Below are 12,613 nucleotides of genomic sequence, written 5' to 3' on the forward strand. Positions count from 1 at the left end.
CGATCATTGCGCGGCGACGGGAGTCGGGACGAAATCCGACGTGTCGGTCGACGCATAGTTGAAGGTGATCGAGCCCCAGGTGTCGAGCGCGGCTTCGAGCGGCTTGCACCATCTGGCGGCGGCGCGCAGGATTTCCGGCCCCTCGTTGGCGATGTCGCGGCCCTCGTTGCGGGCCAGCACCATGGCTTCGAGCGCCACCCGGTTGGCGGTCGCGCCGGCCTGGATGCCCATCGGATGGCCGATGGTGCCGCCGCCGAACTGCAACACCACGTCGTCGCCGAACAGGTCGAGCAGCTGGTGCATCTGGCCGGCGTGAATGCCGCCCGAGGCCACCGGCATGACCTTGCGCAGGTCGCACCAGTCCTGCCGGAAGAAGATGCCGCGCGGCAGGTCCATCTCGGTCACCGCTTCGCGGCAGACGTTGTAATAGCCCTGCACGGTCAGAGGATCGCCTTCGAGCTTGCCGACCGCCGTGCCGGCATGGACATGATCGACGCCCGCCAGCCGCAGCCATTTGGCGATGACCCGGAACGAGACGCCATGGTTCTTCTGGCGTGTATAGGTGCCGTGGCCGGCGCGATGCATATGCAGGATCATGTCATTGGCGCGGCACCATTCGGAAATGGACTGGATCGCCGTCCAGCCGATGATCAGATCGACCATCACGATCACCGAACCGAGCTGCTTGGCGAATTCGGCGCGCCGGTACATTTCCTCCATCGTGCCGGCGGTGATGTTGAGATAATGGCCCTTGATCTCGCCGGTCTCGGCGGAAGCCTTGTTGACCGCCTCCATGCAATAGAGGAAGCGGTCGCGCCAATGCATGAAGGCCTGGGAATTGATGTTCTCGTCGTCCTTGAGAAAATCGAGACCGCCCTTGAGGCCTTCATAGACCACGCGGCCATAGTTCTTGCTGGACAGGCCGAGCTTCGGCTTGGTGGTCGCGCCGAGCAGCGGCTTGCCGAACTTGTCGAGACGTTCGCGCTCGACGACGATTCCGGTCGGCGGGCCCTTGAACGTCTTGATATAGGCCGGCGGGAAATACATGTCCTCGAGCCGCGCCGCCTTGAGCGGCTTGAAGGAGAATACATTGCCGATGATCGACGCGGTGAGGTTGGCGATCGAGCCTTCCTCGAACAGGATCAGGTCATAGGCGACATAGACGAAATATTGCCCCGGCGCGCCGGGAACGGGATCGACCCGGTAGGCCTTGCCGCGATAGGAATCGCAGGCGGTCAGGCGATCGGTCCAGACCACGGTCCAGGTGGCGGTGGAGGATTCGCCGGCGACCGCCGCCGCCGCCTCGACCGGATCGACGCCTTCCTGCGGCGTGATGCGGAACAGCGCGATCAGATCGGTAGGCTTGGGTTCGTAATCGGCGTTCCAATAGCCCATCTGGGCATATTTGAGCACGCCCGACTTGTAGCGCTCCTTGCCTTTGATTTCGGTATGCTTGCTGTCCATCCGGGCCTCCCTGAGATTGATTTGGTTTTTCCTCACGCCGCAGGCTATTGCGCCGGCGCGTTCGGTTTCCTTCCACTCTGTCTCCCTTTGACGCGTCGATTCATCTGGCGCGGCTCCCGCGCTCGACGAGACGCAAGAGCAAGGGAGTCAGAATGAGCTGCATGGCGAGATCGAGCTTGTCGCCATGAATGACGATGGAATTGGCGCGGCTCATCCAGCTGTCGCCGATCATCGTCGTCAGATAGGGAAAATCGAAGCCGCGAGGATTGCTGAAGCGGATCACCACCAGCGACTCGCCTTCGGTCGGAGTCCAGCGCGCGACGAAGGGATTGGACGTGTCCACCACCGGCACGCGCTGGAAATTGATGTCGGTCTGGGTGAATTGCGGGCAGATGACATGCACATAGGCGTGCATCCGGCGCAAAATCGTGTCCGTGACCGCCTCGGTCGAATAGCCGCGCGCGGCGCGGTCGCGGTGGATTTTCTGAATCCATTCCAGATTGATCGCCGGCGCGACGCCGATCTTCAGATCGGCCTGGCCGGCGATATCGATCTCCGGGGTCTTCACCGCGCCATGCCGCCCCTCGTAGAACAACAGGTCAGAGCCTTCGCCGATCTCGCGCCAATCGGTGAAATGGCCGACCGGCGCGCCATGGGCCTCCGCCTCGTCGGCGTCGTGGACATAGGTGCGCGACCGGCATTTTCCGGTTTCGGCATAGGCCCGCAACTGCCGCTCCAACTCGTCGAGAAGATTGGCGTCCTCAGAAAAATGGCTGAAGGTCTGGTCGCCGCTTTCCCGGCGGCGCGCCATCTCCGCCTTCATCGCGGCGCGGTCGTAGCGGTGGAAGGCGTCGCCCTCGATCGAGGCGGCGGCGATGCCCTCGCGCCGAAAAATCCGGTCGAAGGTGAACTTCACCGTACTGGCGCTGGCGCCGGAGCCGGAGGAGCCGACAACGGAAACGATCGGGTGCGCGACGGACATGGCGGACCTCAGTTTTGCAGGAGGCCGCGCTGGCCGGACGGCGGCGCGCTTTCGGTCTTTGCCTGGGCGCCTTTGAAACAGGCCGCCACCCGCGCAACCAGTTCGGTCGAGCCGAACACCAGGGCGCTGCGCTGGTGGAGCGAGGCCGTGGTCTTGTCGAGAAGGCGCGCCACGCCATCGGTCGCGGCGCCGCCGGCCTGCTCGATCAGAAAGGCGATCGGGAAAGCCTCGTAAAGGAGGCGCAAGCGACCGTTTTCATAGCCCTTGCGCCGATCCGACGGATAGAGATAAACTCCGCCTCGCCGAAGGATGCGATGCGCCTCGGCGGCCACGCAGGCGAGCCAGCGCATGTTGAAGTCCTTGCCCTTCGGACCGTTTCCGCCCCGCACGCACTCGTCGATGAAATCGCGGATCGGATCGGGCCAGTGGCGGTAATTGGAGGCGTTGATCGCAAACACAAGTGTCGCCGCCGGAGGGCTCAGATCGCCGCCGGAGCGCCGGAACGCATTGGCCGCCGGATCGAGGATGAATTGCGCGACGCCCGAGCCGAGCGTCAGGATCAGGGCGGTGTGCGGTCCGTAAAGGATATAGCCCGCCGCGACCTGATCGGCGCCGCGCCGCAGGAACGAAGCCGTCGCGCCTTCGGCCGCGACCGGAAAAACCGCGAAAATCGTGGCGATCGCCAGATTGAGTTCGATATTCGCCGAGCCGTCGATCGGATCGCAGGCGACCGCCAGCGCGCCTTGCGGATCGAGCGTCAGAATGGCTTCCGACTCCTCGGACGCATAAAAGGCCACCGGGGTTTTCCTCAGGGCGTCCAAAATCATCCGGTCGGCGATGAGGTCGAGCCGCTTCTGGTCGTCGCCGTCCTGGTTGGTCTGTCCGACATCGGCGCCGAGTTGACCGGCCAGGGATTCGGCCGCCACCAGCCGCGCGATCTCTCCCCCCGCCTGCGCCATGGCCCCGATGCACCGGGCCAGAGCGCCGCGGCCAATATCCGCCCCCGCCCAGTTCGCGAGAAAAAACGCGAGGCCGTCATCCTTGGCCTGCAAGGCCGGCGCTGTCTGCGCACCCATCGGAGACCCTCCCCCACGCCGCTTTTGCCGGAGCGTTGGAGACAACTTGGCGCCGGTGCGGCAAAAAAGAAATTTAATATTATTGAATTATCTTTTAGTTTATCTAAATGACCGACCTTCGCGGACTCACCCGGAAACAATTGCGCGCGCTGGTCGCCACCGTCGAGCGCGCTTCCGTCAGCCGGGCCGCCGAGACCCTCAACGTCACGCCGCCGGCGGTGAGCGTGCAGTTGAAACTGCTCGAGGAAACCATTGGCGCGCCGCTGTTTCACCGCGATACGGCGACGCCGTTCGCGCCGACCGAAATCGGCGTCGAACTGGTCGGATTGGCCAGGGATTTCGAACGGCTGACGGCGCGCGCCGCCGAAAGAATCGACGCCCTGCGCTCCGGCGCGGCCGGCGTGCTGGTATTCGGCGTCGTCTCCACCGGCAAATATCTCGCCCCCTCCTTCGTCGCGGCTTTCGGTCGTGAATTTTCCGCCGTGCGCGTCAAACTGTCTATCGGCAATCGCGAGGACATTATTCGCGGCCTCGAGCGCGACGAATACGACCTCGCGATGATGGGCCGTCCGCCGGCGCATCTGCGCCTCGAAAGCGCGATCCTAGGCGACCATCCCCATATTCTGATCGCGCCGCCGGGACACCGGCTGGCGCGCGACGAACATATTCTGGCCGAGGATCTGCTCGCCGAGCGCTTTCTCGCCCGCGAGCAAGGTTCGGGCACGCGGCTTTTGATGGAGCGTTTTCTCGACCGGATCGGCTCGGGACGCCAGTTCGACATCGCCGAAATGGGCACCAATGAAACCATCAAGCAATCGGTCATGGCCGGGCTCGGGCTGGCGATCATCTCGGCCCATACATGCCTGACCGAAATCGCCGACGGCCATCTGATTGCCCTGCCGGTGGCGGGCCTGCCGCTGGTGCGGCAATGGTTCCTGTTGCGCCGCGCCGATCGCACGCCAAACATGGCGACGCTGCGCTTCAAGGATTTTCTGCTGCGCCGGTCCGCCGATCTCTTGCCCAAATGGCCCTGCGAGAATCGCTCCCCCTCACGCGCCATCACCGAACCGACGTGGTTGTGACGCACTTCGACGGTTGCTTACTCCTCGGGTTTTCAAGCCTTTTAAATTGGACATGGCCATTGAGACGCAAGGATAATGGGCCAACGGCGACAAGGGCAGACGATGAATAGCGAGGGTTCGGGTCTCGACGCGGAGTCCATTCTGCAACGTTTCGACCGGAGTTCGTCCGACGCGCTGCTTCAGTCGATCGCCCGGGAATTGTTGCGTCTGGACGAGGCCAATGCACTGTTGCAGGCGCGTCTGAGCGCCATGGAATCGCTGCTGGCGCTGTCCGACCGCATCGCCGCGTCGCAGGAGCCGGAGTTCGCCGCTCCCTATCCGGACAAAATCGCAATCGACGCAGCCGATTCGTTTCTCGGCGCGCTGGGATTTTACGAACTCGAGCACGACATGGACGGATTGCCGTTTCGCTGGTCGGGGCCGGATCGGCAATTCTCGTTCCAGCTTTTCGTCAACCGGCAGGAGCCTTGCTATTTCGACCTCACGTTCGGGCAGTTTTTTGCCGAGGCGCCCATCGACCGTCTGCAATGTCGCGTCGATGGCGAAAACGTCGAACTGTCGCTGGAAGGCGCCCGGGGTCGCTATCAGGCAAGCGGCGTCCTGCCCCCCCGCAAGGATCGGGGCGGCACCCTGTTGACTTTCGTCTGCCCGGAAATGGCTTCCCCGGAATCGCTCGGTTATGCCGATCGCCGTCTGCTCGGCCTGACTTTTTACCGCTTGACGGCGGACAAGCAGGCGCCGTCGCCGGCGACCGCCGAGCCGAGGTTTTCCGCCGGGGCGACGGCCCGGGCGGTCGACTCCGGCGATTCAGCCAAAAGCGACACGACGACTCCGCCATCGATTTCGCCCTTGCCGCCCGTCGAATCCGGACCGGCGCCGAGCCTGTCCGCGATCCAGATCGCGGCGACCGGGCAAGTTCTGGCCGGCGCTGTCGCGCAGGGCGCGGGGATGGGCGAGGAAGCGCTCGAAAGAGAGGCCGACAAGCCGATTTCGCAGAACATCGTGTTTTCCGCCGGTCGTCTCCAGGTCAGGAAAGAGGGAGGGTGACTTTGGTCTCGGCGAAGCCCCGGATCTGTGCGTGCATCTGCACCTACCAGCGTTACGATCTCCTGCCCAGGGCGGTGGAGAGCCTCGCAAGGCAGACGCTGACGAAAGATCGTTATGAAATTCTGATCGTCGATAATTCGCCCGATTTCGCCAAGGCGGAGGCTTTCGGGCAAGCCTTCGAAACGTTTGAAAATCTGCGCTATGTCGTCGAACGGACGCCGGGCCTGTCGAACGCGCGCAATGTGGCGGCGGGTTTGAGCAAGGCGCCGGTCATCGCCTTCATCGACGACGACGCCGTCGCCGCGCCGAACTGGGCGGAAGAAATTCTGCGGGCCTTCGAAATTTTCGGACCCGCGACCATGATCGTTGGCGGCAGGGTCGATCCGATCTGGCAAGCGCCGCGGCCCGCGTGGCTTCACGATTCGATGCTCGGCAATCTGTCGGTCGTCGATTGGGGCGGCGAAGCGCGCATCGCGGCCCCGGAGGAATGGGTCGCCGGCACCAATATCGCGCTGCGGGTCGAGGCCATCCTGCAAAACGGCGGCTTTTCGAGGAACCTGGGACGTATCGGCTCCGGCTCCTCCCTGCTCAGCAACGAGGAGGTCCAGCTGGTCGAAACCATCCGCGCCGCGGGCGGCAAACTGGTCTATGCGCCCGACGCCCGCGTCAATCATCTGGTCGACCGGCGGCGGCTGACCAAGACCTGGTTTCGCAAGCGCGCCGCCTGGCAGGCCTTTTCCGATTTCATGATGGACCCCGACCGCCGCACCGCCGAGGCGAGCCGGCAATGGCCCGATCTTGTCCGCTATTTCAACGCCATGCCGCCGCATGAACGCACGATTCGCGGGTTGCTCTTCGAGACCGACGACCCGGACCTGTTCCGCTGGCAGACCGGCGCGGTCTATATGCTGACGACCTTGGCTCTGGCCGGATTCGAGGGAGTCGAGCTTGCCTGACTCCGCCGGAGACCCGCAGACCTGGCGCGGTTTCGACATTCTGGTCGTCTCGCCGACGCCGACGCATCCGCAGGACCACGGCAATCGCAAGCGAATCTACGAGATCTGCGCGGCGCTCAAACGCGGGGGCGCACGCATTCATTTCGTCCATTATCCCGCCGAACACGACTGGCGCCACGTCTGGCCGGTCAGGCACGAGGCCGAGATGCGGGCGGCCTGGGACAGCTACCATCTTGTTGCGCCAACGCGCTCTTTGCATGACGATTCCGCCGGCGAGGATCATGACATCGACGAATGGTCCGATCCCGGCCTTGAGCATTTCCTCGGCTGGGCCTGCCGGGTGCGAACCTATGACATGGCGATCGTCAACTACACCTGGATGAGCTTCTGCTTCGACGCCCTGCCAAAAAACGTCTTCAGGATCTGCGACACGCATGACGTGTTCGGCGGTCGCCGGAGCCTTTTGGCGGCCAATGGCGTGGCGCCCGAGTTCTTCCACACGACGAAGGAGGGCGAAGCGCGCGGATTGGCGCGCGCCGATCTCGTCTGGGCGATCAAGCCGTCCGAAAAAGCCTATTTCGAGCAAGAGCTCAAGCTGCCCAATTGCCTGACCATGCTCCATGCCGAGCCCTCGATGGACTGGTGGCGCGGCCCGCCCTCGACCGACGGCTTCCTGCGCGCCGGGGTGATCGGGGCGCGCAACAATGTCAATCGCCGCAACCTCGAGGATTTCCTGAAAGTGGCGCTGCCGGTGCTGCACGACTACATGGCGCCGGTCAAAATCGTCATCGCCGGCGGCTGCTCCGACGATTTCAGGGACTGGGTCCATCCCAATATCGAAATCCTCGGGCGCGTCGCGGAAGTCGCAGACTTCTATCGCGCCATCGATGTCGCGATCGCGCCGATGCAATTCAGCACCGGCCTGAAAATCAAGGTTTCCGAAGCCCTCGCCTCCGGCGCGCCGCTGATCGCCCACGCCCACGCCATGGAAGGCTATCCGACCATTGAACCGCTGCACCTCTTGGCCGGCTTCAGGGAAATGGCGGTCGAACTGGCAAGGCTCGCGTTCGATCCCGCGCCGCTGCAAAGCCTCGCGGCGCGTTCGCAAAACCTGTCCGACGAAATCCGCGCCGACGTTTCGCAGGCTCTGGAAGCCACCCGCCGGCAGCTTTTCGCGCGGCTCGCCAAAACCATCTGCGTCGTCGCGCCGATGGAGGCCTTCGACCCGGCCTCGCTGCTGCACGACCATCTGCGCGCGACGCTCGATTATCTGAGGTTCACGGCGGGTCTGGCCGTCTATGTGACCGGAACTGCGACCAGAAATACCGAATTCGACATTCTGCAAAGGTTCGGTCTCGCAAGCCGGGTTTTCGCCGATCCGGCGCTGATCGCTGCGCTGGGCGAAAAGGCGCCGGAATCCTGGACGCCGATAGAACTTTACGACCTTATCGCGGCGCGCGGCTTCGAGCGCCTTTATCTGATGGCCAGCGCCTTCGACCTTTCGGCCGGCGGTTCGCGACAGCGCCGGTTCGCGTCCTTTGGCCTGCGGCAGGTCTTCCTGCGCCATGACGCCATCGAAATGACCGGCGCGGACCCCGATGCGCTGATCGAGGCGTTGCGGCCTTTCGTCAAGATCGTCGCCATCGGCGCCAGTCCCAGGGCGATCATGCTCTGGGAGGGCAAGGAAGGAATCGAACAGGTCGTCCACGCGCCGTTTCTGCGCACGGGAACATTCGAAAGCCTTCAGCGCCGCGTTCCGGCCAGGAACCATCCGGGAGCGATGCTCGTGCTGGCGCGCGGCGCGGACCCGCTGGCGCGCGAACTCATGCGTCTTGGCGAGAGACTCGGGCTTGACGCCGTGGTTGTCGATCCTTTCGACCCGGCGACCGCCTCGGCCCTGCTCGGCTGCGCGCCGCCCGCCATCGACGATCCTCTCGCCGGTTTCGCCCATTTGCGTCTCGTCGTCGATCTGACGGAATTCAACAGCCTCGCCGCCGCGATCTGCGAGGCGGCGCTGCGCCTCGACATTCCGCGCCTCGCCTTCCAGCGTGGCGCGCTCGCGCTGGGCCTTCATGCTTTCCCGGCGCCGCTCTATCCGACCTCGGCGGCCCGGCTGTTCACGACGGTCGCCCGTTGCGCCGCCGACGACGGCTTTCTTCGCATGCTGCGCGCCGAAGCGTCGAAAGAAAAGGCGGAAAGATTCGGCTCGGATGCGGGATGGACGGTTCTGTGGCGGCTTCTGACGCGGACCGGCCTGACCGGCGGCAAGGACGCCGCAACCGAAGGACACCGCCAGGCTGTGGTGAGACCGGCGGCTTTCGGCGAGTCGGGCCAAAGCGTGAAGCCGGCTCTGCCCTGACCGCCTCGCGCGCGCCGGCGGTGACGGTTTCATCGGCTGCGCTTTCCTGCGCTTTCGGCGCCTCGCCGAACACGTTATGGTAGCAGGGGGGCGCCGCAAGAATCGGTCCTCGCGGAGCGTCGCCGCGCCGCAGAGGATAAAAAAGGCTTTGTAATGAGTGATTGTAATTCGACCTCGTTTCTGACCCTGCAGGCCGCGCGCCGGGACTATGGCTCCCAGTTCGAGATCCTCGTCGCTGTGCTCTACAACCAGATCGTCAAACCCGGCGATATCGTCGTCGATGGCGGCGCCAATGCCGGACTGCACGCCTATGCGCTCGCCCGAAAGGTCGGACCCGGCGGCCTGCTGGTGGCTTTCGAGCCCAATCCGGAGGTGTTCGAGTCGTTGTCGAGCAATGTCGCGCAATTGTCGGTCGAACTGCATCGGCTGGCCCTGAGCGACAGGCAAGCGATGCTGCCCTTCGTCATCGACGAAGCAAACCCGGCGCTCAGCCATATTCATCATGCGTTCGACGCATCGGATCCCGGCACGAGAACCATCCTGGTGAAATCGGTGACGCTCGACCGGATCGTCGGGGCAAGGCGCATCGCCTTCATCAAGCTCGATCTGGAGGGCGCCGATTTTCTGGCGATACGCGGCGGCGTCGCGACGCTGCGCCGGGACAGGCCGCCGATTGTCTTCGAAAACAGCCGCGCCTGGGCGTCGAAATGCCACGCCTACACGGCGGAAGAATTTTTCCGTTTTTTCGCGGAAATAGACTACGCCATCTACGATCTGCACGGTCGCGAACTGACCAGGGAAATCTGGGATTTCGACGATATCGCCTTCGAGTTCATCGGCCTGCCCAAGGAGGCGGGCGCCCGCAACCGCCATTTGCTCGACGTCATCGCGTTTTTCTGGAGCGAGGTCGAGAGCAGGCCCGTCCTTCCCGAATGGACGGATTGTGTCATCGCGGTTCGCGACGCGCCCGATTACATGACCTCCCACCACGGCGAGGCATGGCTTTCCCTGCTGCGCTCGGCGGTCTGATCGGCGCCGCGCCGCAGCAGGTCTCGACTGTTCAGCCGATCTCCGACAACGCTTTTTCGATCGTCGCCAGATCGAACCAGGCGAGCCCGCCGCTCTCCGGCGTCGGCGCGAGGGAGGGAATGCGTTTTGCCTGCAGCCCGCACGCGGAATAGACCATATGAATGCTGGTCCAGCTGCCGGGATAATCGATCAATTCGACAAGCCGAACCTGTCGTTGCGAAAACAGCCCGTTGAGCAGCCCGGCCCCGTGCACCCCCGCGATGACCGAGCATTCGGCAAATTTTTCGATGGTTTCAGCCGGATCGAGTCCGGAGGTGACCACCGGCTCGAAGCCGGATTTCACGAACAGCGCCTCGACCTCGTCGTCATTGTCGAAACTGCGGTCGAATCTGTTCGATGCGTCGGCGCGCGATATGAACAGCTTCCGGCCGGTTTTCCCTTTTCCCGTTCCGACGCCCCGCAATCCGCCAAGCCGATGACGCAAGGTGCGCATCGCCGAGAGCGACAATAAGCCTTCCTCGACCTGATACATGGCGTTGGTCGCCGAGAAACACGCGGCGGGGCGAACCGGCCCGTCTTCGAGGTAGAGGGCGTTGTCCAGCGGCCCGATCAGCCGCTCGAACAGATAGCGCTGCATCGGATATTTGAGCCGCGCGCTCAGAATCGGCTTCAGGCGTCGCCCGCGCAGAACGCTGAAATGATCGTAGGCGACAAGCTGCGCGAGGGTGTCGTGCAGGAAATGACCGAAATTTTCGGCGCCGTAATTGGAATTGAAAAAGAAATAGGCGTCATCGGGATTGCAGGCGCGAACCGGCCAGCGCTTGTAATCGCGAAGGGTGCAGGAACGATTCGAGATGTCGAAGTCGCAAAACCCGATGGTTTCCGGATAGGCAAACCAGCCGATGTCGATCCACGCCGCCGGACAGCTGCGAAAGCAATCCGCGTACAGGCGGCCTTCAAGCAGCGCCAGTCCGTTGCCGAACAGCACGGCGCCGCCAATGTCGGCCCCGATCATCGGGTGATCCGTCAAACGCCAGCCGACCGCTGTTGTCGACGGCGGAAAGGCGGCCTGGGGAATCGCGATCGCCCGTTCTCCCAAGTCCGCCGCAGCGTCGCCGACCACGACCCGAAGATCGTCCGCGTTCAACCGGCCATGGCCGGTGAGGCAGCAGGACAGCCACCACGTCAGACTTTCCCTGATACGCGGCAGGTCGGTCGCAGCCGCTTGCTGTTGCAGCCAGGAACGGTAGGCGTCGGCCGAATGTCGCATTTCGCTGGATTCAGCCATTCCGGGCTCCCTGGGATCGGCTCGGCAAAACGGGGTCGATGTGGCGCCCGCCATGCGGTTGAACAAGGGCTGGTGTTTTGCGCGAGCGCGCCAGTTTACGCCCAGGTCGTCATCGGCTCCAACCAGGGGAAAGCGAAACCCTCTTAAGCATGAAGGCGGATTTGTCCGGCCGCGCGGTCGTATCGTTTTTGAACGGTTACGAGATGGCTTCATGCCTTAAGAGGCGACTGGCATTACAAAAGTTGGGAAACCGTCCGTTCTTTATCGCCCGCCCGCCCTTTCGATGTCGGTTTGGCTAAAATCGTCGCCTTTGAACAGCAGCGGTTCGCCGGTAGCCTTGGCCAGGGCGTAGGAAAAGCAATCGCCGAAATTCAGCCCCGCCTTGTGGCGGCCCTTCCCGAAATCGAGAAACGCCTGACGCGCCAGTTCGCCATGAGCGATCGTCACCGGCTCGATGACGATGCCCGCGCGCCGGAAGAAGGCTTCCGCCTGTCGCATCCCCTCCGGGCCGAGCTGGTTTTCGATAACGATGGACAATTCGACGTAGCTTGCCAAGCTCATGCGGCAAACATCGGCATCGTGGACGATCTGCGCGAAGCTTGCCGCTTCAGGCTCCCGGTAAAGGATTGCGACCGCCGCCGAGGTATCGAGGATCATTTCGGCAAGCCGTTCTCGTCATAGAGGAGGTCGGCATGATCGGGATAGGGGTGGCGCTTTAAATGTGCGGCGGCCCGATCGGCGATCGCCAGCAATTCTTCCACACTTGCCTTGCCCTTTTGATGCTCGATTCTGGCGTAGCGTTCGCGCAAAGCTTCGGTGACGACGCTGGTCATGCTTTTGCCCGTGGCGCGGGAGATGGCCTGCGCCAGCCGGTGCGCTTCCGGGTCCTTGATGTTGAGACTCATCGCCAATCTCATTCTATAAATAGTTCTAATTTTCTACCATTCTACCTCAGAGAATGGAGCGCGCCAAGGGCGAGAAAGCCGCCGTGCCGTATCGCTGCGATTGACTCATGCATGGGTTGAGCGGCGAGGTCCGCAAGGTCGCGGCGCCCCGTCAAACGCGCCACCATCGGCGAACGCGCGCAACCCCGTCTGAACCCGACGAGGATCGAGACCGCGCATCATCTTTCCGCGCGCATCCCTGCGCGTGCAGGGCCGCACACGCGCGTTCTATTTGACGAATATTAGACGAGTTTAGTCCAAGAAAATCGATAGCCCATTGATTCTAATGGCGCACCCGAAGGGATTCGAACCCCTGGCCTCTGCCTTCGGAGGGCAGCGCTCTATCCAGCTGAGCTACGGGTGCAACAAAAACCTGTTTAGCCGAT

At 63.3% G+C, this 12,613-nt stretch carries 11 protein-coding genes and 1 tRNA gene; 5 read left to right on the plus strand and 7 right to left on the minus strand.

Features of this window, described 5'->3' with window-relative positions; translation table 11 throughout:
* Positions 1-3 precede the first annotated feature (3 nt).
* The 3 genes from QZY01_RS04930 to QZY01_RS04940 form a co-directional block, all read right to left on the minus strand.
* Positions 4-1,464: a form I ribulose bisphosphate carboxylase large subunit gene (locus tag QZY01_RS04930; RefSeq protein ID WP_294534107.1), complete on the minus strand. Its 1,461-nt coding sequence runs from the start codon at positions 1,462-1,464 to the stop codon at positions 4-6.
* A gap of 100 nt (positions 1,465-1,564) precedes the next feature.
* Positions 1,565-2,446: a phosphoribulokinase gene (locus QZY01_RS04935; protein WP_294534109.1), complete on the minus strand. Its 882-nt coding sequence runs from the start codon at positions 2,444-2,446 to the stop codon at positions 1,565-1,567.
* Between the two features lie 8 nt (positions 2,447-2,454).
* Complete coding sequence (locus QZY01_RS04940; protein WP_294534112.1) at positions 2,455-3,522, minus strand: class 1 fructose-bisphosphatase; 1,068 nt, start codon at positions 3,520-3,522, stop codon at positions 2,455-2,457.
* A gap of 107 nt (positions 3,523-3,629) precedes the next feature.
* On the opposite strand from QZY01_RS04940, the gene QZY01_RS04945 reads away from it, so the two are divergent.
* The 5 genes from QZY01_RS04945 (at position 3,630) to QZY01_RS04965 (ending at position 9,995) form a co-directional block, all read left to right on the plus strand.
* Positions 3,630-4,604, plus strand: a complete 975-nt coding sequence (locus QZY01_RS04945; protein ID WP_294534114.1) for a LysR family transcriptional regulator — start codon at positions 3,630-3,632, stop codon at positions 4,602-4,604.
* Positions 4,605-4,706: 102 nt separating this feature from the next.
* On the plus strand, positions 4,707-5,651 hold the full coding sequence (locus QZY01_RS04950; protein ID WP_294534116.1) for a hypothetical protein: 945 nt from the start codon (positions 4,707-4,709) through the stop codon (positions 5,649-5,651).
* The gene (locus tag QZY01_RS04955) at positions 5,648-6,607 is read left to right on the plus strand and encodes a glycosyltransferase (RefSeq protein WP_294534119.1); all 960 of its coding nucleotides are present in this window, start codon (positions 5,648-5,650) and stop codon (positions 6,605-6,607) included. The genes QZY01_RS04950 and QZY01_RS04955 overlap by 4 nt, the downstream gene beginning before the upstream one ends.
* On the plus strand, positions 6,600-8,966 hold the full coding sequence (locus QZY01_RS04960) for a glycosyltransferase (protein ID WP_294534121.1): 2,367 nt from the start codon (positions 6,600-6,602) through the stop codon (positions 8,964-8,966). Before QZY01_RS04955 ends, QZY01_RS04960 begins: the two co-directional genes overlap by 8 nt.
* A 153-nt stretch (positions 8,967-9,119) precedes the next feature.
* Complete coding sequence (locus QZY01_RS04965; protein WP_294534124.1) at positions 9,120-9,995, plus strand: FkbM family methyltransferase; 876 nt, start codon at positions 9,120-9,122, stop codon at positions 9,993-9,995.
* Between the two features lie 31 nt (positions 9,996-10,026).
* On the opposite strand, the gene QZY01_RS04970 is transcribed toward QZY01_RS04965, so the two are convergent.
* From QZY01_RS04970 to QZY01_RS04985, 4 genes are all read right to left on the minus strand, one after another.
* Positions 10,027-11,283 carry a glycosyltransferase family 61 protein gene (locus QZY01_RS04970; RefSeq protein WP_294534128.1) on the minus strand — a complete coding sequence of 419 codons (1,257 nt, stop codon included), beginning with the start codon at positions 11,281-11,283 and terminating at the stop codon, positions 10,027-10,029.
* A 261-nt stretch (positions 11,284-11,544) separates the two neighbouring features.
* Positions 11,545-11,940, minus strand: coding sequence for a type II toxin-antitoxin system VapC family toxin (locus QZY01_RS04975; RefSeq protein WP_294534130.1), 396 nt, complete (start codon positions 11,938-11,940; stop codon positions 11,545-11,547).
* A complete protein-coding gene (locus QZY01_RS04980; protein WP_294534133.1) occupies positions 11,937-12,188 on the minus strand; it encodes a type II toxin-antitoxin system VapB family antitoxin in 252 nt (83 codons plus the stop codon). The genes QZY01_RS04975 and QZY01_RS04980 overlap by 4 nt, the downstream gene beginning before the upstream one ends.
* Positions 12,189-12,514: 326 nt before the next feature.
* Positions 12,515-12,591: transfer RNA gene (locus QZY01_RS04985), tRNA-Arg, on the minus strand.
* Between the last annotated feature and the right edge of the window lie 22 nt (positions 12,592-12,613).

The organism is uncultured Rhodoblastus sp., from assembly GCF_903903185.1.
Taxonomy (GTDB): Bacteria; Pseudomonadota; Alphaproteobacteria; order Rhizobiales; family Beijerinckiaceae; genus Rhodoblastus.

Coding starts and splice junctions, on each gene's coding strand:
- QZY01_RS04930 (WP_294534107.1), bottom strand. CDS start 1,464: ATGGACAGCAAGCATACCGAAATCAAAGGCAAGGAGCGCTACAAGTCG.
- QZY01_RS04935 (WP_294534109.1), bottom strand. CDS start 2,446: ATGTCCGTCGCGCACCCGATCGTTTCCGTTGTCGGCTCCTCCGGCTCC.
- QZY01_RS04940 (WP_294534112.1), bottom strand. CDS start 3,522: ATGGGTGCGCAGACAGCGCCGGCCTTGCAGGCCAAGGATGACGGCCTC.
- QZY01_RS04945 (WP_294534114.1), top strand. CDS start 3,630: ATGACCGACCTTCGCGGACTCACCCGGAAACAATTGCGCGCGCTGGTC.
- QZY01_RS04950 (WP_294534116.1), top strand. CDS start 4,707: ATGAATAGCGAGGGTTCGGGTCTCGACGCGGAGTCCATTCTGCAACGT.
- QZY01_RS04965 (WP_294534124.1), top strand. CDS start 9,120: ATGAGTGATTGTAATTCGACCTCGTTTCTGACCCTGCAGGCCGCGCGC.
- QZY01_RS04970 (WP_294534128.1), bottom strand. CDS start 11,283: ATGGCTGAATCCAGCGAAATGCGACATTCGGCCGACGCCTACCGTTCC.
- QZY01_RS04975 (WP_294534130.1), bottom strand. CDS start 11,940: ATGATCCTCGATACCTCGGCGGCGGTCGCAATCCTTTACCGGGAGCCT.
- QZY01_RS04980 (WP_294534133.1), bottom strand. CDS start 12,188: ATGAGTCTCAACATCAAGGACCCGGAAGCGCACCGGCTGGCGCAGGCC.